The sequence below is a fragment of the Modestobacter altitudinis genome, assembly GCF_005930475.1.
In the GTDB taxonomy this organism is placed as follows: Bacteria; Actinomycetota; Actinomycetes; order Mycobacteriales; family Geodermatophilaceae; genus Modestobacter; species Modestobacter altitudinis.
This window is the reverse complement of sequence record NZ_SJEW01000009.1, coordinates 74,770-98,323: the sequence shown is the minus strand read 5'-3', so window position 1 is coordinate 98,323 and position 23,554 is coordinate 74,770. Positions and strand designations below refer to the sequence as shown.

15 protein-coding genes are annotated in these 23,554 nt (G+C 74.4%); 11 read left to right on the top strand and 4 right to left on the bottom strand.

The genetic code is table 11. The features are described from left to right. The first annotated feature begins 228 nt into the window (after nucleotides 1-228). Complete coding sequence (locus tag FHL79_RS05750) at nucleotides 229-1,191, top strand: 2-hydroxyacid dehydrogenase (RefSeq protein ID WP_218938337.1); 963 nt, start codon at nucleotides 229-231, stop codon at nucleotides 1,189-1,191. A gap of 78 nt (nucleotides 1,192-1,269) precedes the next feature. On the opposite strand, the gene FHL79_RS05745 is transcribed toward FHL79_RS05750, so the two are convergent. Next, nucleotides 1,270-1,632 carry a PH domain-containing protein gene (locus tag FHL79_RS05745; RefSeq protein ID WP_138757656.1) on the bottom strand — a complete coding sequence of 121 codons (363 nt, stop codon included), beginning with the start codon at nucleotides 1,630-1,632 and terminating at the stop codon, nucleotides 1,270-1,272. An 81-nt stretch (nucleotides 1,633-1,713) separates the two neighbouring features. Between FHL79_RS05745 and ilvD the strand changes: the two genes are divergently transcribed. From ilvD to ilvC, 6 genes are all read left to right on the top strand, one after another. After that, nucleotides 1,714-3,423: a dihydroxy-acid dehydratase gene (gene ilvD, locus FHL79_RS05740; protein WP_138757655.1), complete on the top strand. Its 1,710-nt coding sequence runs from the start codon at nucleotides 1,714-1,716 to the stop codon at nucleotides 3,421-3,423. 90 nt (nucleotides 3,424-3,513) lie between these two features. Further along, nucleotides 3,514-6,162: a putative bifunctional diguanylate cyclase/phosphodiesterase gene (locus FHL79_RS05735; RefSeq protein ID WP_138757654.1), complete on the top strand. Its 2,649-nt coding sequence runs from the start codon at nucleotides 3,514-3,516 to the stop codon at nucleotides 6,160-6,162. Beyond that, nucleotides 6,159-8,966 carry a putative bifunctional diguanylate cyclase/phosphodiesterase gene (locus tag FHL79_RS05730; RefSeq protein ID WP_138757653.1) on the top strand — a complete coding sequence of 936 codons (2,808 nt, stop codon included), beginning with the start codon at nucleotides 6,159-6,161 and terminating at the stop codon, nucleotides 8,964-8,966. Before FHL79_RS05735 ends, FHL79_RS05730 begins: the two co-directional genes overlap by 4 nt. Nucleotides 8,967-9,216: 250 nt before the next feature. After that, the gene (locus FHL79_RS05725) at nucleotides 9,217-11,172 is read left to right on the top strand and encodes an acetolactate synthase large subunit (protein ID WP_138757652.1); all 1,956 of its coding nucleotides are present in this window, start codon (nucleotides 9,217-9,219) and stop codon (nucleotides 11,170-11,172) included. A gap of 83 nt (nucleotides 11,173-11,255) precedes the next feature. Continuing rightward, nucleotides 11,256-11,786: an acetolactate synthase small subunit gene (gene ilvN, locus FHL79_RS05720; protein ID WP_138757651.1), complete on the top strand. Its 531-nt coding sequence runs from the start codon at nucleotides 11,256-11,258 to the stop codon at nucleotides 11,784-11,786. 78 nt (nucleotides 11,787-11,864) lie between these two features. Further along, nucleotides 11,865-12,890, top strand: a complete 1,026-nt coding sequence (ilvC, locus tag FHL79_RS05715) for a ketol-acid reductoisomerase (RefSeq protein ID WP_138757650.1) — start codon at nucleotides 11,865-11,867, stop codon at nucleotides 12,888-12,890. 48 nt (nucleotides 12,891-12,938) lie between these two features. Here the strand turns inward: ilvC and FHL79_RS25480 are convergent, their stop codons facing one another. Continuing rightward, a complete protein-coding gene (locus FHL79_RS25480) occupies nucleotides 12,939-13,793 on the bottom strand; it encodes a hypothetical protein (protein ID WP_171058034.1) in 855 nt (284 codons plus the stop codon). Nucleotides 13,794-13,953: 160 nt separating this feature from the next. Between FHL79_RS25480 and serA the strand changes: the two genes are divergently transcribed. The 3 genes from serA to FHL79_RS05695 all read left to right on the top strand — a co-directional run bounded on the left by serA (nucleotide 13,954) and on the right by FHL79_RS05695 (nucleotide 20,503). Further along, nucleotides 13,954-15,567, top strand: coding sequence for a phosphoglycerate dehydrogenase (gene serA / locus FHL79_RS05705; RefSeq protein WP_246080384.1), 1,614 nt, complete (start codon nucleotides 13,954-13,956; stop codon nucleotides 15,565-15,567). A 435-nt stretch (nucleotides 15,568-16,002) separates the two neighbouring features. Beyond that, complete coding sequence (locus FHL79_RS05700) at nucleotides 16,003-19,377, top strand: S8 family serine peptidase (RefSeq protein WP_138757649.1); 3,375 nt, start codon at nucleotides 16,003-16,005, stop codon at nucleotides 19,375-19,377. A 106-nt stretch (nucleotides 19,378-19,483) separates the two neighbouring features. Continuing rightward, nucleotides 19,484-20,503 (top strand): 3-isopropylmalate dehydrogenase, encoded by a 1,020-nt coding sequence (locus tag FHL79_RS05695; protein WP_138757648.1) that lies wholly within the window; start codon nucleotides 19,484-19,486, stop codon nucleotides 20,501-20,503. A gap of 85 nt (nucleotides 20,504-20,588) precedes the next feature. Here FHL79_RS05695 and FHL79_RS05690 read toward each other — a convergent pair whose 3' ends face one another. After that, complete coding sequence (locus tag FHL79_RS05690; RefSeq protein ID WP_138757647.1) at nucleotides 20,589-20,993, bottom strand: hypothetical protein; 405 nt, start codon at nucleotides 20,991-20,993, stop codon at nucleotides 20,589-20,591. 250 nt (nucleotides 20,994-21,243) lie between these two features. Here FHL79_RS05690 and cimA point away from each other — a divergent pair, with 250 nt between their 5' ends. Then, complete coding sequence (cimA, locus tag FHL79_RS05685) at nucleotides 21,244-22,842, top strand: citramalate synthase (RefSeq protein WP_218938336.1); 1,599 nt, start codon at nucleotides 21,244-21,246, stop codon at nucleotides 22,840-22,842. Here cimA and FHL79_RS05680 read toward each other — a convergent pair. Continuing rightward, nucleotides 22,826-23,554 (bottom strand): glutamine amidotransferase, encoded by a 729-nt coding sequence (locus tag FHL79_RS05680; RefSeq protein WP_138757646.1) that lies wholly within the window; start codon nucleotides 23,552-23,554, stop codon nucleotides 22,826-22,828. The genes cimA and FHL79_RS05680 overlap by 17 nt on opposite strands.

Sequence of the window (23,554 nt, the reverse complement as noted above, 5' to 3'; positions counted from 1 at the left end):
GGGCCACCTGCGGTGGCTGGCCCTGCGGCACGTCGCGGAACGGGCCGGACGGCTCGTAGCCCCCGCCGCAGCCGGTCAACAGCAGGCACCCCAGCGTGACCACGGCCCACCGCCGCGCACCCGGTCCCGCTGTCCGCCGTGCCACGACCGCAACAGTACGGCGGCCGGTCGACGGCGACCGCCGTCCGCGCTGCAGGGTCCACCGCCGGGCACCTAAGGTCGGGACCCGTGCCCGACACCGCCCCTCCCGCGCCCGTCCTCGACCTCGGCGCCGAGGAGACGCTGCACGTCCTCGTCCCCTCGCGTGCGCTCGCCGCGGCGGTGGAGGCCGTCTCCCCGCGCATCCGCGCGCACCGGTTCGACCCGGCCGACGGGGTGCCCGCCGGCGAGGCCACCCAGGCGCAGGTGATGGTGCCCCGCGGCGGCGGCGAGCTCCCCGCCGAGGTCTGGGCCGCGCTGCCGCACCTCCGGCTGGTCCAGCTGATGAGCGCCGGGGCGGAGAGGTTCGTCGGCCGGCTCCCCGAGCGGGTCGTCCTGTGCAACGCCCGCGGGGCGCACACGCCGGCCACCGCCGAGTGGGCGGTGGCCGCCACGCTCGCCGCCCAGCGCGGCATCCCGCACTTCACCCGGCTGCAGGACGCCGGGCACTGGGAGATGCGCACCGACCACTCGCTGGTCGGCGCCCGGGTGCTGATGGTCGGCGCCGGGGACATCGGCCGCACGATCGGCGCGATGATGGCCGGCTTCGACGTCGACGTCACCTGGGTCGCCCGGACGGCGCGCGAGGGGGTGCACGCCTTCGGGGAGCTCCCCGACCTGCTGCCGCACGCCGACGTGGTCGTGCTCATCGTCCCGGTCACCCCGGAGACGACCGGCATGGTCGACGCCGCGTTCCTCGCGGCGATGAAGGACGACGCGCTGCTGGTGAACGCCGCCCGCGGGGTGGTCGTGGACACCGACGCCCTGCTCGCCGAGCTGACCGCCGGCCGGTTGCGGGCGGCGCTCGACGTCACCGAGCCCGAGCCGCTGCCCGAGGGGCACCCGCTGTGGTCGGCCCCCGGGCTGCTGCTCACCCCGCACGTCGCCGGAGCCGTGCCGGACACCAACGCCCGCGCCACCACCGCGGTCACCGACCAGCTGGCGCGGGTGCTGGCGGGCGAGCCTCTGCAGAACGTGGTCACCGACTACTAGAAGGACCCCGTCGCCTGACGGCCCCGTCCAGAGGCTCGCCCCGAGCTTGCGAGGGGTGAGGGGGACGGGGTCCTTCCGCTACACCTGGGGAATGCGGCCGTTGGACAGCTGGGCGAGGCGGGGCAGGTCACGCGCGCGGAGCACCGGCAGCCGCACCTGGGTGCCGGCGGTGGTCACCAGCCACAGGTCGCTGCGCGGCCCCACCCGGATGCCGGACAGCTCCGCCCAGGGCACGGTGCGTGCCCCGGCCAGCGAGCGCACGGTGATCCCGCCGTCGCCGATGTCGACGCCGGCCCGGTGGACCCAGACGGCCAGCGCAGCCGGCACGACCAGCAGCAGGAGCAGCCACGGCGTCGCGTTGGCCAGGGGCAGCAGGCAGATGGCCAGGAACGTGATGGGCAGCAGCGCGGTCCGGCCCATGCGCAAGCGAGCGACAGCCACGGCTCCAGATCCTCCCAGATGCTGGGACGGCGGCCCCCGGGCCAGCCGCACCCGCACCCCGGCGGCCTACCATCCCCGGACGTGACGACCGTGGAAGACCGCCCCACCGCTGAGAGCACCGTCGACGTCAAGCCCCGCAGCCGCGAGGTGACCGACGGGGACGCCAAGGCGCCCGCCCGGGCGATGCTCCGCGCGGTGGGCATGGGCGACGACGACTGGGTGAAGCCGCAGATCGGCGTGGCCTCGTCCTGGAACGAGATCACCCCCTGCAACCTCTCGCTGGACCGGCTGGCCAAGCGGGCCAAGGAGGGCGTGTTCGCCGCCGGTGGCTACCCGCTGGAGTTCGGCACCATCTCGGTCTCCGACGGCATCTCGATGGGCCACGAGGGGATGCGTGCCTCGCTGGTCTCCCGTGAGGTCATCGCCGACTCGGTCGAGACGGTCATGTTCGCCGAGCGACTCGACGGCTCGGTGCTGCTGGCCGGCTGCGACAAGTCGCTGCCCGGCATGCTGATGGCCGCCGCACGCCTGGACCTGGCCAGCGTCTTCGTCTACTCCGGCTCCACCCTGCCCGGGAAGCTCGGCGACAAGGACCTCACCCTGATCGACGTCTTCGAGGGCGTCGGCGCGTGCGCGGCCGGGAAGATCACCCGCGACGAGCTGACCGCCATCGAGAAGGCCGCCTGCCCCGGCATGGGCTCCTGCGGTGGCATGTACACCGCCAACACGATGGCCAGCGTCGCCGAGGCCCTCGGCATGGCGCTGCCCGGCAGCGCCGCCCCGCCGGCCCCCGATGCCCGCCGCGACGCCATCGCCCTCGCCTCCGGTGAGGCCGTGGTGGAGCTGCTCCGCAAGGGCATCACCGCGCGGCAGATCATGACCAAGGAGGCGTTCGAGAACGCCATCACCGTCGTCATGGCGCTGGGCGGCTCGACCAACGCCGTCCTGCACCTGCTGGCGATCGCGCACGAGGCGCAGGTCGAGCTCGACCTCGACGACTTCAACCGGATCGGGGACCGGACGCCGCACCTGGCCGACGTCAAGCCCTTCGGTCGTTTCGTGATGACCGACGTCGACCGCGTCGGCGGCGTGCCGGTGGTGCTGCGCGCGCTGCTGGACGCCGGGCTGCTGCACGGCGACGTCCTCACCGTGACGGGCAGGACGATGGCCGAGAACCTGGCCGAGATCTCCCCGCCCGACCTCGACGGCACGATCGTGCACGCGATGAACGACCCGATCCACGCGACCGGCGGCCTGACCATCCTGCGCGGCTCGCTGGCTCCTGAGGGCGCCGTGGTGAAGTCCGCGGGCTTCGACGCCGACGTGTTCGAGGGCACCGCCCGGGTCTTCGACGGCGAGCAGGGCGCGATGGACGCCGTCACCGAGGGCACCTTGAAGCCCAACGACGTGGTGGTCATCCGCTACGAGGGCCCCAAGGGCGGCCCGGGCATGCGGGAGATGCTCGCCGTCACCGGCGCGATCAAGGGCGCGGGCCTGGGCAAGGACGTCCTGCTGCTCACCGACGGCCGGTTCTCCGGTGGCACCACCGGGCTGTGCGTCGGGCACGTCGCGCCCGAGGCCACCGACGGCGGCCCGATCGCCTTCGTCCGGGACGGCGACCGGATCCGGCTGGACCTGGCGGCCCGCACCATGGACCTGCTGGTGGACGACGACGAGCTGGCCCGCCGCCGCGAGGGCTGGGCACCGCCGGCCCCGCGGTACACCACCGGCGTGCTCGGCAAGTACGCCAAGCTCGTGGGCTCGGCGGCGCAGGGAGCCATCACCAGCTGACCACCCCCGCCCGTCCGGGCATGGCCCGGACGGGTGAGGCGGTCGGCCCGCGGGCTGTCGTCGCGGTCCCGGGGTGCCGACCTCCCTGAGGTGCAGAACAGGCGCCGGCGGGCTTCCGCGGAGTGGCTGCTCGCCGTCCCGGTGCTCACCGGGGCCGCGGGCGGTGTCGCGCCGACGGTCGCGGACGTGCTCCTGCTGACCACCGCGCTGGTCACCGCAGCACTGCTGTGGACCCGCGGCACCCGGCTGGACCCCGGGGCCCCGCGCCGGGGGGTGCTCCGCGGCTGGCGGTTGCTCGCCGTCGCCGTGGTCGTCGGGCTGGCCAGCGCCGGCGTCGTCGCCCTGGTCGACCGGCAGTCGACGCGCAGCCCGTCGGACACCGTCGGTCAGCTCGTCTCGCTGCCCGCGGTCCTGCTCGCGCTGGTCGCCCTGCTCACCCTCTTCACCCGCCGTCAGCTCCGCGCCGGCGGCGCCCGCCTGCTGACCGAGACGGCGCTGTTCTTCAGCGCCTCGGTCGTGCTGGCCCAGGTCCTCGTCGTGGGTCCCGCGCTGGCCGGCCAGCCCCTGACCGCGCACGCCCGCCTCGTCCTCGAGCTGATCTGCCTGCTGACCGCCGGCGTGCTGTCCGCCGTCCTGGTCCTCATCGCCGTCTCCGCCGGCGCCCGGCGGGTCAGCGGTGCCCTGCTGCTGCTGGCCGCCACCGCGTGGGCCGGCGCCCGCGAGCTCGCCGTCGCGGGGGACGACCTGCGCCTGCCCGCGCTGCCGGGCTGGGTCGTCGCCGCCCAGCTGGCCGGCCTCGTGCTGCTCTGCCTCGCCGCGCTGCGCGACCCGGGGGTCGACGCCGTCGCCCCCCCCACCCGCACCACCGCCCGGCTCAGCCTGGCCGGGCAGCTGCTGCCGCACCTGGTCATGGTGGTGGCCGTCCTGGTCTTCCTCAGCGTCCCGCTCGCCGGTGGCCGGCCGACCCCGGCCGCCGGGGGAGCGCTGCTGTGCTGCCTGGCGCTCACCGCCGTCCACCGGGCCGTCGCCGCGCGTGACGAGTCGCGGGTGGGCAGCCGGCTGCGCCGCAGCGAGGCGTACTTCCGGTCGCTGGTGCGCTCCAGCAGCGACGCGGTGCTCATCCTCGACGGCGACCTGCGGGTGAGCTGGGCCGCGCCGGCGCTGCTGCCCCCGGCGGGTGCACCGGCGCTGCCCGGCCGTCCCCTCGCCGACGTCGTCCACCCCGACGACGCCCAGGCGGTGCGCGGCTGGCTCGCCGGGGGCACCCCGACCGGGTTGCGCAGCTTCCGGCTGCAGGACGCCTCCGGGGACTGGCGGGTGTTCGAGGCCGGGGTCAGCGACCTGCGGGCCGACGACGACGTGCAGGGCCTGGTCCTGCAGTGCCGCGACGTCACCGCCCGGCTCGACCGCGAGCTCGAGCTGAGCTCGCTGGCCTACACCGACCCGCTCACCGGCCTGCCCAACCGGGCCGCGCAGCGGGGGGCGCTCGACGACCTGCTCGCCGGGCTGGCCGACCCGACCGCGGAGGACGTCGCCCTGCTGCTCGTGGAGGTGCACGGGCTGGCCGCCGCCGGCGAGCACGCCGGCCGGGACGTCGTCGACGTCGCGCTGGCCGAGATCGCCCGCCGGCTGCGCGCGACCGTGCGCGCCGAGGACCAGGTGGCGCGGATCGGCGCCGAGCTGTTCAGCGTGCTGGCGCACGGCACCGGCGACGAGCCGGACCGGGTGGCCTCCCGCTGCCTGTCGGTCATCGACGCCCCCGTGACGACCGATGCCGGCATCGTCGACCTCACCGCCGTCGTGGGGCTGGCCCCGCTGACCGCCGGGCTCACCGCGGAGGCCGTCGGGGACCGCGCGGAGCTCGCGGTCCGCGACGCGCGCGCCGCCGGTGCCGGCTCGGTCCGCCGGTACCGGGCCGAGCTGACCGCCGCCCGCGACCGCCGGGAGCAGCTGCGGCTGGACCTCGTCGGCGCCCGCGAGCGGGGAGAGCTCGGACTGGTCTGGCAGCCGGTCGTCGCGCTCGCCGACCACCGGGTCACCGGCGTGGAGGCCCTGCTGCGCTGGCGGCACCCGCTCCACGGCGACGTCCCGCCGGAGGAGTTCCTGCCGCTCGCCGAGCGGGCCGGCCTGCTCGTCGACCTGCAACGCTGGGCGCTGCACACCGCGACCACCGCGGCGGCCTCGCTGCCCGGCCACGGGCTCGAGCTGAAGCTGGGAGTCAACGTCTCCGCCGAGCACCTGGCCGCCGGCACGCTGGTCGGCGACGTCGCCTCCGCGCTGCGGGAGAGCGGCCTGTCGCCCGAGCGGCTGGTCGTCGAGGTCGCCGAGTCCGCGCTCGCCGGCCGGGACGCCACCGACGACGTCACGGCGCTGCGGCTGATGGGCGTGCGCCTGGCCCTCGACGACTTCGGCAGCGGCAACTCCTCGTTGCGCGGCCTGGGGCAGCTGCCGGTCGACATCATCAAGCTGGACCGGGCGCTGCTGTCCCGGGTCGACCGGGACCCCTACACCCGGGCCATCTGCGAGGCGGTCCTGTCGCTGGGGGCCGCGCTGTCCGTCGACGTCGTCGCGGAGGGCGTCGAGACCGCCAGCCAGCTCGGCGTCCTGCAGGCGCTCGGGTGCGGCTACGCCCAGGGCTTCCTGCTCGCCCGGCCGATGAGCCTGTCGGCCCTGGAGGGGCTGCTGGAGGCCCACGACGGCCTGCTGTGGCCCGGGATCGTCGGGCGGGTGGCCCGGTGACCGCCTCCGGCAGGAGCAGCACCCTGCTCGGGTCCTCGCCGTTGTTCGGGGTGCCGACCGCGTCCGTCCCGGGGACCGCCCCGGCGCGTGAGCGCGCCGCCGCCCTCGGCCTGCTCGGTGTGCTGGCACTCGGCCTGGTGCTCGTGGCCGTGCGGTGGCCGGAGGCGTCCGGCTCGGCCGGCCCGGCGGTGCTCGCCGTCGCCTCGTCGTGCGTCGCCCTGCTCGTGCACCGGCACGCCCGCCAGCTGGGGCGCCCGGCGTCCGGTCCCGGGCACACCACCGCGCTCGTCGTCGGGCTGCTGGCCGCCGGTCAGGCCATCGCCGCGGTGCGCGGCGTGGGGGTCAACCCGATCGCTGCCGGCCTGCAGGACGCCCCGATGCTGCTGGCCGTCCCGATCGCGCTGCTGGGCTGTGTCCGGCTGGTGCGGGCGGCGGCGGGACACATCTCCTCGCGCGTGGTGCTGGACGCCACGGTCGCCCTCGTCGCGCTCGCCGCACTGCTGGAGGTCCTGGTCCGCCACGTCCTCGGCGACGACGGTGGTCTCCCGTCCGACCCGGTGACGCTGGTCTACCCCGGCGCGGCGGTGCTCCTGTGCGTGGTGGGCCTGGTGACCTTCGCCGGCGTCGGCGAGCCCCGCCGCCGCGCAGCCGGCTGGCTGCTGGCCTCCTTCGTCTGCCTGGCGGTGCTCAACGTGACCGGAGCGGTCGCTGCGGTGCGTCCCGCCACCGGGTTCGACCTGCTCACCGAGATCGCCTGGCTGGGCATGCTCGCCACCGGGATGCTGGCCCTCGCCGCCGACCCGGATCAGCACCGGCCCGCGGAGGACGACACCCCGAGCGTGCCGCTGCTGGGCGTCGCGATCAGCTACTGCGGGGCCTTCGGCGTCGTCCTGCTGCTGCTGGTCGGGCGGGTGCTCGGCCGGGGCATCCTGCCGGTCGAGGCGGCGGCGGCCTGCCTGCTGCTGGTGCTGACGTTCGTCCGGACGCTGGCCTGGGCCGCCGACGGCGCCCGGCTGACCCGCCAGGTGATGCGCACCGAGGCCTACTTCCGCACCCTCGTGCACGGCGCCGCCGACATCACCATCGTGCTCGACTCGCAGGGCCGCATCACCTGGGACTCCGGGGCCGGCTCGCACCCGCACGGCTGGACCGCCCGCGACCTCGAGGGCCGACCGCTCACCGAGTTCGTGCACGACGAGGACCGCGCCGAGCTGACGGCCGCGCTCGCCGCCGGCACCGACCCCGACCAGGGGCGCGGCCGGGTCTTCCGGCTGCGCTCGCGGGACGGCCGGTGGCCGGCGTACGAGACGGTGCGGGTGGTCCCGTCCGGGCCGCTGCCCTCCCTGCCGCAGGGCACGGCGGAGGTCGGCAGTGGCGCCGGGCTGGTGCTGCACCTGCGCGACGTCGACGACCGGCGGCAGAACGAGCTCGAGCTCGAGCGGATGGCCTACACCGACTACCTCACCGGGCTGCCAAACCGGGCCCGGCTGATGGCGGCGCTGGACAGCGCCCGGGCCCGGAGCACCGAGGGCGAGAGCGCCTGCCTGCTGCTGCTGGACCTGGACGGCTTCAAGGCCGTCAACGACATCGCCGGGCACGACGCCGGGGACCTGCTCCTCGGCGAGGTCGCCGACCGGTTGCGGGCCACCGTGCGCGACCGGGACCTGGTGGGCCGCCTCGGCGGCGACGAGTTCGCCGTCGTGGTGCGCGCCGGGCTCGCGGAGTCCACCGCCCTCGCCGAGCGGATCCTCGTCGAGCTGACCGGCGTGCACCGGTCGGTGCCGACCCTGGGCACCGACCCGGACCTGGTCTTCGACGTCTCGTGCAGCATCGGTGTCACCGAGCTGCACCCGGCCGACGACGTCGCGGTCACCTTCCGGAACGCCGACCTGGCGCTGCGCGCGGCGAAGGCGGCCGGCAAGGGCTGTGTCCGCCGGCACGGGGAGACGGCGGACGCCGCCACCGTGCGGCGCACCCGGCTCGCCTCCGACCTGCCCGACGCGCTGTCCCGCGGTCAGCTCCGGCTGGTCTACCAACCGGTGGTCGGGGTGGCCGAGCGTCGGGTGCTCGGGCTCGAGGCGCTGGTCCGCTGGGACCACCCGACCCTGGGCGAGGTGCCGCCGGATGAGTTCATCCCGCTGGCCGAGGACGACGGCCTGATCGTGCCGCTGCAGCGCTGGGTCCTGGAGCGGGCCACCGCGGAGCTCGCCGTGCTGCTGCGGCAGGGCCGCGACCTGCAGATGGGCGTGAACATCAGCGCCCGGCACCTGCAGTCGGGCAGCCTGGTCCCCGACGTCTCCGCCGCGCTGGGCCGGGCCGGGGTGCCGCCGCGCCGGTTGATGCTCGAGGTGACCGAGTCGCTGTTCATCGGCGAGCCCGACCGCGGCGGGGGTGACCTGCAGACGCTGCACGACATGGGCTGTGTCATCTCGCTGGACGACTTCGGCCGGGGGTACTCGACCTTCGCCTACCTGACCCGGCTGCCGGTCGACGTGCTCAAGATGGACCGGCAGTTCCTGGCCGGCATCGAGGACGACGAGCGCAGCGCCGCCCTGGTGCTCAGCGTGATCGAGCTGGGCCGGCGGCTGTCGATCGACGTGGTCGCCGAGGGCGTCGAGACCCCGGGACAGCTCGCCACCCTGCGCGAGCTGGGCTGCCGCTACCTGCAGGGCTTCCTGCTCGGCCGGCCCACCGCACCGGCGGACCTGCCGGCGGTCATCGACGCGTTCGACGCCGGGCTGCTGGACGCCGCGGCGCCGGCCGTGGCGGGCGCGCTTCCGTCAGCCGTCCCAGCTGGTGAGTGAGGCCGTCCCAGCTGTTGGGACGGCCCGGTTGACGGCGCACGGACCGGGGGCGCAGAGTGTGTCCGTGCCCCGCACTCGTCTGCTCGTAGCGATCCGCTAGCGCGCCGGTCCCCCCGACCGACGCGCCACCCCTCCGTGCCATCGGCACGAGGGGTTTTTTGTTGGCCGGGCACCGTCCGGCCGACGCTCTCCGGACCAGCGACAGTCGTCCGCCGCAGCACCCCACCCCGCGCCCAGGGAGATCGTCGAGATGAGCACCACCGCGCACGCCGGCCGTACCCCGGCGGCCCCCGGCCAGTCGGCCGTCCCGGCCGGTCCGGCCCCGGGCGCCGGCCCGGCGCCGGCCACCCCCACCGCCCCCAGCGAGGCCGCCGCAGCGGCGACCCTCGGCGTCGAGACCGTCGCCCGCACCATGGCCGAGGCCGCCGCCGAGCCGGCCACCGGCATCACCGGTGCGCAGAGCCTGGTCCGCTCGCTGGAGGCGGTCGGGGTCGAGGTGGCCTTCGGCATCCCGGGCGGGGCGATCCTCCCGCTCTACGACCCGCTGTTCGACTCCCGCATCCGGCACGTGCTGGTCCGCCACGAGCAGGGCGCCGGCCACGCCGCGACCGGGTACGCCCAGGCCACCGGCCGGGTCGGGGTCTGCATGGCCACGTCCGGCCCAGGTGCGACCAACCTGGTCACCCCGCTGGCCGACGCGTACATGGACTCGGTGCCGATCGTGGCCATCACCGGCCAGGTCTCCTCCGGGGCCATCGGGACCGACGCCTTCCAGGAGGCCGACATCCGCGGCATCACGATGCCGGTCACCAAGCACAGCTTCCTGGTCACCTCGGCCGACGAGATCCCGCAGCGGATCGCCGAGGCGTTCCACCTGGCCGGCACCGGCCGCCCGGGCCCGGTCCTGGTCGACGTCCCCAAGGACGTGCTGCAGGCGCGCACCGACTTCAGCTGGCCGCCGCGGATCGACCTGCCCGGCTACAAGCCGACCACCCGTCCGCACGGCAAGCAGGTCCGCGAGGCCGCGGCGCTCATCGCCTCCGCCCGGCAGCCGGTGCTCTACGTCGGCGGCGGCGTGCTCAAGGCCGGCGCCAGCGCGGAGCTCGCCGAGCTCGCCGAGCTGACCGGCGCGCCGGTCGTCACCACGCTGATGGCCCGCGGCGCGTTCCCCGACAGCCACCCGCAGAACCTGGGCATGCCCGGGATGCACGGCAACGTCACCGCGGTCACCGCGCTGCAGAAGGCCGACCTGCTCGTCGCCCTGGGTGCCCGCTTCGACGACCGGGTCACCGGTGAGCTGTCGAGCTTCGCGCCGAACGCCGCCGTCGTCCACGCCGACATCGACCCGGCCGAGATCGGCAAGAACCGCCGGGCCGACGTCCCGATCGTGGGCGATGCCAAGGCGACGATCGCCGAGCTGGTCAGCGCGCTGCGCGCCGAGCACCAGGCCGGCCGCACGCCCCAGCTGACCGCCTGGTGGGAGCAGCTGGAGGACTGGCGGGCCCGCTACCCGCTCGGCTACGACTGGCCGGAGGACGGCGCGCTGTCCCCGCAGTACGTGATCGAGCGGCTGGGCGCGATCGCCGGCCCGGACGCGATCTACGCCTCCGGGGTGGGCCAGCACCAGATGTGGGCCGCGCAGTTCATCCGCTACGAGAAGCCGGGCACCTGGCTCAACAGCGGGGGGCTGGGCACGATGGGCTACGCCGTCCCGGCCGCGATGGGCGCCAAGTACGGCCGGCCGGAGACCACGGTGTGGGCCATCGACGGTGACGGCTGCTTCCAGATGACCAACCAGGAGCTGGCCACCTGCGCGATCGAGGGCATCCCGGTCAAGGTCGCGGTCATCAACAACGGCAACCTCGGCATGGTCCGGCAGTGGCAGACGCTGTTCTACGAGGGCCGCTACTCCAACACCCACCTGAACACCCACGGTCCCCGCGAGGGGGCGGGCAAGCCGGTGCGCATCCCCGACTTCGTCACCCTCGCCGAGGCGTTGGGCTGCGTCGGGCTGCGCTGCGAGTCCAAGGACGACGTCGACGCGGTGATCGAGAAGGCGATGGCGATCAACGACGCCCCGGTCGTCATCGACTTCATCGTCGGGTCCGACGCCCAGGTGTGGCCGATGGTCGCCGCCGGCGCGAGCAACGACGAGATCCTGGCCGCGCGCGACGTCCGGCCCGTCTTCGGAGAGGGACAGGTGTAGGACCCCCCTTCCCCCCACCACTCGCAAGCTCGCGGCAGGCCCCTGAAAGGGGGCCGGACAGCACAACGGAAGAAGGTCCACTCATGACTCGCCACACGCTCTCGGTCCTGGTCGAGAACAAGTCCGGTGTGCTGGCGCGGGTCTCCGCGCTGTTCAGCCGGCGCGGCTTCAACATCGAGTCCCTCGCCGTCGGCCCGACGGAGAACCCCGACCTCTCCCGGATGACGATCGTCGCCGAGGCGGAGTCCCAGCCGCTGGAGCAGATCACCAAGCAGCTGAACAAGCTGATCGAGGTCATCAAGATCGTCGAGCTGGACGGCGGGGCCGCCGTCCAGCGCGAGCTGCTGCTGGTCAAGGTCCGCGCACCGCTGGCCGACCGGAACCAGGTGCTGCAGACCGCCGAGCTCTTCCGGGCCCGGGTGGTCGACGTCAACGTCGACACCGTGACCCTCGAGGCGACCGGGACGCCGGACAAGCTGCAGGCGCTGGTCGCCGTCCTCACCCCGCTGGGCATCAAGGAGATGGCGCAGTCCGGCACCGTCGCCCTGGGCCGCGGACCGCGGTCGATGAGCGGCGCCGGTACCTTGCGCCCGGTCGACCAGCGCTCCGCTTAGCGCCTACAAGAACCGCTCCACCCAACCCGCCGCGCTTTATCGCGATAAAGCTCGCTCCATCGAAGGGATCACCACCGCATGGCCGCCGAGATCTTCTACGACGACGACGCCGACCTCTCGATCATCCAGGGGCGCACCGTCGCCGTCCTGGGCTACGGCAGCCAGGGCCACGCCCACGCGCTGTCGCTGCGCGACTCCGGCGTCGACGTCCGCGTCGGCCTGCCCGAGGGCTCGAAGAGCCGCGCCAAGGCCGAGGCCGAGGGGCTGCGCGTGGTCACGCCCGCCGAGGCGTCCGCCGAGGCCGACCTGATCATGATCCTGGCGCCGGACCACGTGCAGCGGAAGCTGTACACCGAGTCCGTCGAGCCCAACCTGCAGGACGGCGACGCGCTGTTCTTCGGCCACGGCTTCAACATCCGCTTCGGCTACATCAAGCCCCCGGCCGGCGTGGACGTGGCGATGGTCGCCCCCAAGGGCCCCGGCCACCTGGTGCGCCGCGAGTTCAGCGACGGCAAGGGCGTGCCCTGCCTGATCGCCGTCGAGCAGGACGCCAGCGGGAGCGCCCAGGCGCTCGCGCTCTCCTACGCCAAAGCGATCGGCGGCAGCCGGGCCGGCGTCATCAAGACGACCTTCGCCGAGGAGACCGAGACCGACCTGTTCGGCGAGCAGGCCGTGCTCTGCGGCGGCATGTCCGCCCTGGTCACCGCCGGGTTCGAGACGCTGACCGAGGCCGGCTACCAGCCCGAGATCGCCTACTTCGAGTGCCTGCACGAGCTCAAGCTGATCGTCGACCTCATGTACGAGGGCGGCATCGCCAAGCAGCGCTGGTCGGTGTCGGACACCGCCGAGTACGGCGACTACACCTCCGGCCCGAAGGTCATCGACGCCCGGGTCAAGGACACCATGAAGGACGTCCTGACCGCGATCCAGGACGGCTCCTGGGCCGCCGGCTTCATCGCCGACCAGGACGCCGGTGCGCCGGACTTCACGGCCAAGCGCGCCGCCGCCGAGGCGCACCCGATCGAGGAGACCGGTCGCCAGCTGCGTGGCCTGATGAGCTGGGTCAGCGCCAGCGACGACTACACCGGTACCGCCGCCCGGTAGCAGGACGACCCGACGGCCCCCGCAGCCCGCTGCGGGGGCTGTCGTCGTTCAGCGGGGCAGCAGTGCCCGGCGCTGCCGGTGCGCGGCGTAGAACTGCGCGGCCGAGGAGAGCGACGGCAGCACGACGGTGGCCACCGACGCCGCGAACAGCAGCAGCGCGAACACGATGCCGCCGCCGTCCCCGTCGCTGAGGCTCCCGATCAGCATCACCCCGGTCACCGCCGTCGCGATCGACCCGGCGACGATCAGCATCACCCGGCTGCGGCCGGTCAGCGCCCACACCGAGCCCCAGATCATCAGCACCGTCCAGGCCACGGCCAGCAGCCCGAAGGCCAGCAGGACGCCGGCGACGGCCCCGCCGACCGCCCCGAACCCGGGGATCTCGTCGTCCAGGCCGCTGGCACCACCCGCCGCGACCGCGCCGACGATCACGAAGAGCAGGCTGACCAGCACACCGAAGGCGCCGAGCACCAGACCGAGCACGGCCGCGGTGATGACCCCGCCCGGTCGGGCGACGGGCGGCGGCTGCGCGTAGCCGTAGCTGGCCGGCTGCGGTGTGCCGTACTGCCCGTAGGGCGCGGGCTGGTACTGGTCGTACTGCTGCGGCTGGCCGTAGCCCCCGTACTGCGGCGGCTGCCCGTACTGGGTCGGCTGGCCGTACTGGGTCGGCTGGCCGAACTGCCCGTACTGCCCGGTCTGCCCGTACTGCTCGGTCCGGCCGTACTGCGGCGGCTGGCCGTACTGCTCGGTCGGCGCGTACGGCTGTCCCGTCCCCTGCTGGGTCCCGTACGCGCTCGACCCGGTCCCGGTCGAGGAGTCGTCCCGGGGCGCGGTGGGGTCCAGCGGCTGGCCGAGCGGCGTCGTCTCCTGGCGGCCCTGGTCGTCGTCCCGGTCGTTGCTCATGGTCTCCTCCGCACGGGCCGGTGGCACCGGCGCTCCGGCCCAGGATGGTGGTGCCCCGGGGGCGCGGGCAACAACTGCCCGGTCGCGGGCGCGTCCACCCAGTGGGACCGGCGGGCACCGACGCCGGACGGCGGGTCCGACGTCCCTACGCTGTGGACCCGTGACCGCCACTGTGCCGGGGACCACGCCCGTCGTCCTGATCGCCGAAGAGCTCGCGCCCAGCGTCCTGGAGGTGCTGGGCAGTGACGTCGAGATCCGTCACGTCGACGGCGCCGACCGAGCCGCCCTCCTGCCGGCGCTCGCCGAGGCCTCGGCCGTGCTGATCCGCTCGGCCACCCAGATCGACGCCGAGGCGCTCGCCGCCGCGCCGCAGCTCAGGGTGGTCGCCCGGGCCGGCATCGGGCTGGACAACGTCGACGTGCCCGCCGCCACCGAGCGCGGCGTGCTGGTCGTCAACGCGCCGACCTCCAACATCGTCAGCGCCGCCGAGCACGCCGTCGCGCTGCTGCTGTCCGCCGCCCGGCACATCCCGGCCGCGGACGCCTCGCTGCGCGAGGGGACGTGGGCCCGGTCGAGGTTCACCGGGGTGGAGGTGACCGAGAAGACCGTCGGCGTCGTGGGCCTGGGGCGGATCGGTGTGCTGGTCGCCCAGCGGCTGGCGGCCTTCGGCGTCACCCTGATCGCCTACGACCCCTACATCCAGCCCGGCCGCGCCGCCCAGCTGGGCGTGCGGCTGGTGTCCCTGGACGAGCTGCTCCGCGAGTCGGACTTCATCACCATCCACCTGCCCAAGACGCCGGAGACCCTCGGGCTCATCGGCGCCGAGCAGCTGGCGGCGACCAAGCGGGGCGTGATCATCGTCAACGCCGCCCGCGGCGGGCTGGTCGACGAGGCGGCGCTGGCCGACGCGCTGCAGTCCGGCCAGGTGGGTGCCGCCGGCATCGACGTCTACGCCAAGGAGCCGTGCACCGACAGCCCGCTGTTCGGCCTCCCCAACGTGGTCGTCACCCCGCACCTGGGCGCCTCGACGACGGAGGCGCAGGACAAGGCCGGCACCGCGGTGGCCCGCAGCGTCCGGTTGGCCCTGCAGGGCGAGTTCGTCCCCGACGCGGTCAACGTGCAGGCCGGCGGCGTCGTCGCCGAGGACGTGCGGCCGGGCCTGCCGCTGGCCGAGAAGCTCGGCCGGGTGTTCACCGCGCTGGCCGGCGGCCTGGCCCAGTCGGTGCACGTCGAGGTGCTCGGCAAGATCGCCGAGTTCGACGTGTCGGTCGTCCAGCTGGCCGTGCTGCGCGGCGTCTTCGCCGACGTGGTGGAGGAGTCGGTCACCTACGTCAACGCCCCGCTGCTGGCCGCCCAGCGCGGCCTCGAGGTGGCGCTGACCAGCGACCCGGAGAGCCCGGACTACCGCAACCTGATCACCGTCCGCGGCGCGATGGCCGACGGCACCGCGGTCACCGTCTCGGGCACCCTGTACGGCAAGAACCAGGTGCCCAAGCTGACCGAGGTCGCCGGCTTCGACGTCGACCTGACCGCCGACGGGAACCTGCTGTTCTTCGTGTACGCCGACCGGCCCGGGGTGGTCGGGGCCGTCGGCGCGACCCTCGGCGAGGCCGGGATCAACATCGCCGGTGCGCAGGTCAGCCGGACGACACAGGGTGGGGAGGCGCTCATGGCGATCGCCGTGGACAGCCCGGTGAGCACCGAGCTGCTCGGGGACATCGCGGGGCGGATCGGCGCCCGCCGGGCCCGATCGGCCGACCTGAACCCCAGCTGACCCCGCCGCCGGGCCTTGCCCGGCACCGCACCCGAGGCCGCGTCGTCCACCGGACGGCGCGGCCTCGTCGTGTCCGCGGGCGGCCTGCCGGTGCTTGAGGCCTGCAGCAACGCGGCGTCTGCCGAGGGCGACTGCTCCGTTCGCCGCGACGGGCGCGCGTCGGCACCGTGAGTGGTCCCCCCACCGGCACAGGGCGGGCACAGCGCGGTCGAGTGCGTCGCCCGACGACCTGCGCTGCTCCGAACGGCCTATGGCCGTTGGACAGGGCAACGACCAGCGTTCTAGAGACTCGCCGTTGGTCACGGCCCGAACACAGCAGGTGGCCGCCGGCGGGTCTCGCAGAACCGGCCGACAGGGGAGAACGTGCGACCCAGCACATCGAGCACGACCCGGGCGGGACGCCGACGCGTCGCCGTCCGGACGGGGGTCGTCGCCGTGGCGGCGGCCCTGGCCACCAGCGGTGCAGGCACCGCGCTGGCCGCACCGGCCGACGTGGCCGACCACGGGGGAGGCCGGGCAGGGCAGGTCGACCTCAGCGCGCAGCAGCTCGCCGAGGTCCAGGCGCAGCTCGCCGCGCGACGCGACGGGGTGCGCCCCGCCGGGCTGCCGGAGAGCGGCCCGACGTCGTTCTTCATGGAACTCGCCGCACCCGCGGCCTCGCAGGTCTACTCCGACGTGCTCGGGCGGTCCGGGGAGGCCGCCGCAGCCGCGGCCGCCTCCACCGCGCGCGGGGACTCCGAGGCGGCGGCGGCCCAGGTCGTCGGCGAGCTGCCGGCCGCCGTTCCGGACGCGGCGGTGCTCTACTCGACCGCCAGCGTGCTGTCCGGCGTCGCGGTGCGCGCCGATGCGGCCGACTACGAGACGCTGAGCGCGCTGCCCGGCGTCACCGCCGTGCACCCGATCACCCCGAAGACGGTCAGCAACGCCGGCGCGGCCGGCGTCGTGCAGGCCGTGCAGGCGTGGGAGGCCCTGGGCAACACCGGCAGGAGCGTGTCCATCGGCGTCATCGACACCGGCATCGACTACACCCACAGCGACTTCGGCGGCAGCGGCAGCGTCGAGGAGTTCCGGGCGGTGCAGGCGGCCGAGGGCCAGCCGGCGCCGGCGGGGGTCTTCCCGAACGCGAAGGTCGTCGGGGGCCACGACTTCGTCGGCGACGCCTACGACGCCGACCCGACCAGCCCCGCCTACGACCCCGTCGCGAAGCCCGATGCCAACCCGCTGGACTGCAACGGCCACGGCACGCACGTCGCCGGCACCGCGGCGGGCTACGGCGTCAACGCCGACGGCAGCACCTACCGCGGCGGGTATGGACCCGGCCTGGACCCGAAGGCCCTGCGGATCGGCCCGGGCATGGCCCCCGAGGCCGAGCTGTACGCCCTGAAGGTCTTCGGCTGCGAGGGCTCGACCGACGTGACCATCCAGGCGGTCGACTGGGCGCTGGACCCGAACCAGGACGGCGACCCCTCCGACCACCTCGACGTGGTCAACCTGTCGCTCGGCTCGGACTACGGGCTGGCCGACGACGCAGACGCGCTGGCCATCGACCAGGCCATGGAGCTCGGCATGCTGGCCGTCGTGGCCTCGGGCAACGCCGGGGACAGCTACGACATCGGCGGCTCCCCGGGCAACGCGCCCCGGGGGATCGGCGTCGCGGCGAGCAACGACGGATACGGCGTCTTCGACGGCTGGCAGGTCGTCAGTCCGGCCGGCGTGCTGGAGGGCACCCGGCCCGGGCTCCGCTCGGTCGCCTACCCCGACCTCGACGAGTCCGGCGCGGTCGAGCCCGACGTCACCGGCGACCTGATCGCCGCGCCGGCCGGCAACGAGGGCGCCTGCGCGGCGCTGCCGGCCGGGTACGCCACCGGCAAGGTGCTGCTGATCCAGGCCGCCGGCTTCGCCTGCGGCTCGGTCGCCAAGGGCACCAACGCGGTGACCGCCGGTGCGATCGGTTTCCTGATCGTCTCCGACGACGACCTGCTGGAGACCGGCATCACCGGCGTCGCGGAGATCCCGGGGATCCTGACCACCGCCACCGACGGCCAGGCGCTGGAGTCGGCGGTCGGTGCGGGGCAGACCGTCACGGTGACCTTCGGGCCGAGCCTGAAGGACGCCGCCATCGCCGACGACCCCGAGCAGGTGGACCTGCTCGCGTCCTTCTCCTCCCGCGGGGTGCGGCAGGCCGACGGCGTGAAGCCGGACGTCACCGCCCCCGGCGTCACGCTCTACTCCGCAGGTGTCGGCACCGGCTCGGCCGGCGTGAGCGAGAGCGGCACGTCGATGGCCACGCCGACCACCGCCGGGGTCACCGCCCTCATCCGGGCGGCGCACCCGGAGTGGACGACCGAGGAGGTCAAGGCCGACCTGATGAACACCGCGGTGCACGACGTGTACACCGGTGAGGGGCGGACCGGTGAGGTCTACGGACCCAACCGCGTCGGCTCCGGTCGGATCGACGCCGCGGCCGCGGTGCAGAACACCGTCCTGGCCTACGCCGAGGCCGGTTCCGGGGTCGTCTCGGCCTCCTTCGGGGTGGTCGAGGTCGGCGCCGAGCAGGTGCAGGCGACCCGGACCATCACGGTGGCCAACAAGGGCACCAGCGCCGCGGTGTACCGGGTGGCCTACCAGGCTGCAGCCGAGCAGCCCGGCGTCCGGTACTCGCTCTCCGCGCAGCGGGTGACCGTGCCGCCGGGGCAGACCCGCACGGTGACCCTGTCGATGACCGCCGTGCAGGACGAGCTCCGCAAGGTGGCCGACCCCACGGTGGTCACCGACGACGGCCGCCAGTTCCTCGGTGAGGCCAGCGGCCGCGTCGTGCTCACCCCGCTCGACGGGAACGGGAGCGCGCTGCGCGTCCCGGTGCACAGCAACGCCAAGCCCTCCTCGACGCTCACCGCGTCGGCGGCGGCGGACGGCTCTCCCCTCACCCTGAGCGGCCAGGGGGTGGCCAACGGCGAGGCGTACGAGCCCACCAGCTACACCTCGCTGGTGGACGTCCTCGAGCAGCTGGGCACCAGCCCGGAGATGCCCCGGTGCACGACCACGGTCGGCCCGGACTGCTACAAGTCCGAGCTCGAGCGCTCCGTCGACCTGGCCACGGTCGGCGTCGCCTCGGACGTGCAGGCGTTCGCCGACGACCCGGGCCTGTACTTCTCGGTCTCGGCGCACGGGCGGTACACCTCGCCGGAGACGGCGGTGAACTACGGCGTCTACCTCGACGCGACCGGTGACGGCGTCTGGGACTACCAGGTGACGACCACGCGGGTCGCCGACAGCGACGTCGCGCTCGTCGTCGTCACCGACCGGGACTACCAGCTGCTGCCCGCCGGTGCTCCCTACGTCGGCGCGCTGAACCTGGTCGACGGGCTCGTGGACACCAACGCCTTCGACAGCGACGTCCAGGTGATGGGGGTGCCGCTGTCGGCGATGCCGCTGGTGCAGGGGCGGATCTCCTTCGGTGTGCAGGCGGTCAGCGCCTACGACACGGTCGACGACCTCGGCACCACCACCGGCGCCACCGGGGCGGAGCTCAGCACGCCGATGAGCTTCGACCCGCTGGCCCCGGGGCTGTCGTTCAGCGACCCCGACGGCAACCCGGCGTTGCTGCTGCCGGCCACCGACGGGACGACGATCACCGTCACCCAGGACCCCGCGTCCTACGCCGCCGACGTCGCCGTCGGCGGGGAGAAGGGTGCCCTGGTCGTCCTGCCGCACAACGACACGGCCACCGGGCGCAGTCAGTCCGTGCCGATCGCGCCGTCGGCCGGGGACGCCTCGGTGTCCCTGGTGGGGGCTCCGCCGGCCGGCTGACCGGCACTCCCGCACGACCCGGACGCCCTCCGCGAGCACCTCGCGGGGGGCGTCCGGCGTGTACGGGTGCGGGAGGGGGAGGGGTCGCCCACTAACCTCTGCCCTCATGCGGCTGGCAGTGGTCCCTGGAGACGGCATCGGTCCCGAGGTGGTGGCGGAGGGCCTCAAGGTCCTGCGGGCCGTGGCCCCGGACGTCGAGGCCACCCCGTACGACCTGGGGGCGGCCCGCTGGCACCGCACCGGCGAGCTGCTGCCGGACTCGGTGCTCGACGAGCTGCGCCAGCACGACGCGATCCTGCTCGGCGCCGTCGGCGACCCCGGGGTGCCCAGCGGCATCCTCGAGCGCGGCCTGCTGCTCAAGCTCCGCTTCGAGCTCGACCACCACGTCAACCTGCGCCCGGCCAAGCTCTACGACGGCGTGCGCAGCCCGCTCGCCCGGCCCGGCGAGATCGACATGCTCTGCGTGCGCGAGGGGACCGAGGGCCCCTACGTCGGCAACGGCGGGGTGCTGCGTCGGGACACGCCGCACGAGATCGCGACCGAGGTCAGCCTCAACACCGCCTTCGGCGTGGAGCGGGTGGTGCGCTACGCCTTCGAGCGGGCCGTCGCCCGCCCGCGCAAGCACCTCACCCTGATCCACAAGACCAACGTGCTCACCCATGCCGGGTCGTTGTGGTCCCGCACCGTGGACGAGGTCTCCGCGGAGTTCCCCGAGGTCACCGTCGCCTACCAGCACGTCGACGCGGCCGCGATGTTCTTCATCACCGACCCGTCCCGCTACGACGTGATCGTCACCGACAACCTGTTCGGCGACATCGTCACCGACGTGGCCGCCGCCGTGACCGGTGGGATCGGCATGGCCGCCAGCGGCAACCTCGACGTCTCGGGCACCAACCCGAGCATGTTCGAGCCGGTGCACGGCTCGGCCCCCGACATCGCCGGGCAGGGGACCGCCGACCCGACGGCCACCGTGCTGTCGGTCGGGCTGCTGCTGGACCACCTCGGCCGCCCGGAGCTGGCCAAGAAGGTCAACGCCGCCGTCGCGTTCGACCTCTCCACCCGCGACCCGAAGGCGACCATCCGCACCGCGGAGATCGGCGACCGGCTGGCAGCACTGTCGGGCTAGACGAACGACCCCGTCCTCCTCACCCCTCGCAGGCTCGGGGTGAGCCTCTGGACGGGGCCGCCCTGCAGCGGGGCCGTGTCGGCGTTCACGTGGGGGCGGTGGGACGCAGCAGGTCGGCGGCGGGGAAGGGCAGCACCGCGAGGGCGGACCGCTCCTCCGGTGCGGGGTGCTCCGGGCGCACCCGCACCTCGGTCGGGAAGACCTCGACCGGCACGGTCGGCCGCCAGGCCCAGTCCTCGTCCGGCCGGCCGGCGTCGGTGACGCCGGCGGGCAGCGGGTCCGGCAGCCGGCACCACCAGCGGCGGGCCAGCACGGCCAGCCCGGTGCCGGTGAGCAGCGCGGTGGCCGCGTCGACCGGCAGCGGCCCCGCGGCGGGGGTGCCGGCCAGCGTCATGGGGACGACGAGCCGGCCGTCTCCGGTCGCGGGCGTCACGTACCCCACGCGCTCTCCGTCGTCCGTGCGGTGGACGACCTGCCAGGTGCTGGTCACCGGTCCTCCTCGAGGTCGGCCCGGATCGTGCCCCGGACCGCCGCCCGGCGTCACCTGGATTGCGTCGTCCCACCCACTGGACGAGTCGTTCCACCGGCGCGGGTTCCGTGCTGTACTGGGCGCGATGGACGCCACCCGCACGATCATCATCAGCTAGCGCGCAGTTCCCTCCTCGACTGCGCGCAACCTCCCGTGACCCGGGAGGTTTCTTCATGTCTGGGCCAGTTCGCGACACCCCTCGGGAGGACCCGTGGCCACCGACTTGGACTTCCACGTCTTCGACACCACCCTGCGTGACGGTGCGCAGCGTGAGGGGGTGAGCTACTCGGTCGCCGACAAGCTCGCCGTCGCGCGGCTGCTCGACGAGATCGGCGTCGGCTTCATCGAGGGCGGGTGGCCGGGTGCGCTGCCCAAGGACACCGAGTTCTTCGCGCGGGCCCGGACCGAGCTGCAGCTGCGGCACGCCCAGCTCGTCGCCTTCGGCGCCACCCGCAAGGCCGGGGTCCGCGTCGAGGAGGACCCGCAGGTCGCGGCGCTGCTCGACGCGGAGACGCCGGTGGTGTGCGTGGTCGCCAAGTCCGACGTCCGGCACGTCCGCGAGGCGCTGCGCACGACGGTGGAGGAGAACCTGGCGATGGTCGCCGACACGGTCGCCTTCCTGGTCGCGCACGGACGGCGGGTCTTCGTCGACTGCGAGCACTTCTTCGACGGCTACGCAGCCGACCCCGACCACGGCGTGCAGGTGCTGGAGACGGCGTTCGCCGCCGGCGCGGAGGTCGGCGTCCTGTGCGACACCAACGGCGGCATGCTGCCGATGGGCGTGGGCCGGGTCGTCGCCGACGTCCGCGCGCGCACCAGCGGGCGGCTGGGCATCCACTGCCAGGACGACACCGGCTGCGCGGTGGCGAACACGCTGGCCGCCGTCGAGGCCGGGGTCACCCACGTCCAGGGCACCGCCAACGGCTACGGCGAGCGCGCCGGGAACGCCGACACCTTCGCCCTGGTCGGCAACCTGGTCACCAAGATGGGGCTGCCGGTGGTGCCGACCGGGTGCCTGCCCGAGCTCAAGCGGGTCAGCCACGCCATCGCCGAGCTGGCCAACATCGCCCCCGACGACCACCAGCCCTTCGTCGGCGCCTCGGCCTTCGCGCACAAGGCGGGGCTGCACGCCAGCGCGATCAAGGTCAGCCCGGAGCTGTACAACCACCTCGCGCCGGAGGTGGTCGGCAACGACATGCGCATCCTGGTCACCGAGATGGCCGGCCGGGCCTCGATCGAGCTCAAGGGCCGCGAGCTCGGCGTCGACCTCGCCGGGCAGGCCGACGCCATCGGGCGGGTCGTGGACCAGGTGAAGGTGCTCGAGGCCGACGGGTGGTCCTTCGAGGCCGCCGACGCCTCCTTCGAGCTGCTGCTGCGCGCCCAGCTGCCCGACGCCCCCGAGCCGCTGTTCGAGCTGGAGAGCTACCGCAGCTCGGTGGAGCACTGGGGCAACGGCGTGGTGATCAGCGAGGCCACCGTCAAGGTGCACGTGGACGGGGAGCGGATCATCAGCACCGGCGAGGGCAACGGCCCGGTCAACGCACTGGACAACGCCCTGCGCCAGGCCCTCGTCGGCCGCTACCCGCAGCTGGCCGACGTCTCGCTCGCGGACTACAAGGTGCGCATCCTCGGCTGGACCGGCGGCACCAGCGCCACCACCCGGGTGCTCATCGACAGCACCGACGGGGCGGGGGAGTGGACCACGGTCGGTGTCCACGACAACATCGTCGAGGCCTCCTGGCACGCGCTGGTCGACGCGATGACCTACGCGGTGCGGCACCGGCCGGCGGACGTCAGCCGTACCGGCTGACGAAGGTGGCCAGCATCCGGCCCGGCTCGGTCACCACCGCGGCGGTGAGCGTGGCGACCAGCTCGTCCAGCTCGGCGGCCGGGAAGTAGCCGGCGTGCTGGTAGACGCGCACCCGCGTCACGATGCCGGCCACGTCGAGCTCGGGGTGGAACTGCGTCGCGTAGACGTTGCGCCCCACCCGGAACATCTGCACCGGGCAGGCCGGTGACGAGGCCAGCAGGACCGCGGACGGCGGCAGCGTGCGGCAGGCCTCCTTGTGGCCGACGAACGCGTCGAACTGCTCGGGGACGCCGGCCAGCAGCGGGTCCTCCGCCCCGGCGGGGGTCAGCGTGACGGGCACCGCGGACACCGGCTCGGCGAACGTCCGGTCCACGACGGCGCCCTGGTGCACGCCCAGGGTCCCGACGCCGTAGCAGGCACCGAAGAAGGGCAGGTCGCGCTCGACGACCTCGTCCAGCAACCCGTCCAGCTCCCGCTCGACCCGGCGCTGGACCGGTGACTTGCTCGACGCCGGGTCGCTGGAGTTGAACGGTCCGCCGCCGAGGAAGACCCCGGAGAAGTCGTCGAGCCGCAGCTCGGGCAGCGGTGCGGCCTCCATCCGGACCTGCCGCAGCTGCTCGGGAGCCAGCCCGGTGCAGCGGAGGAAGGCGGCGTGCTCGCCGTCCGCGGCCTCGTCCTCCGCACGGGTGGACAGCAGCAGGAAGGGCCTCAC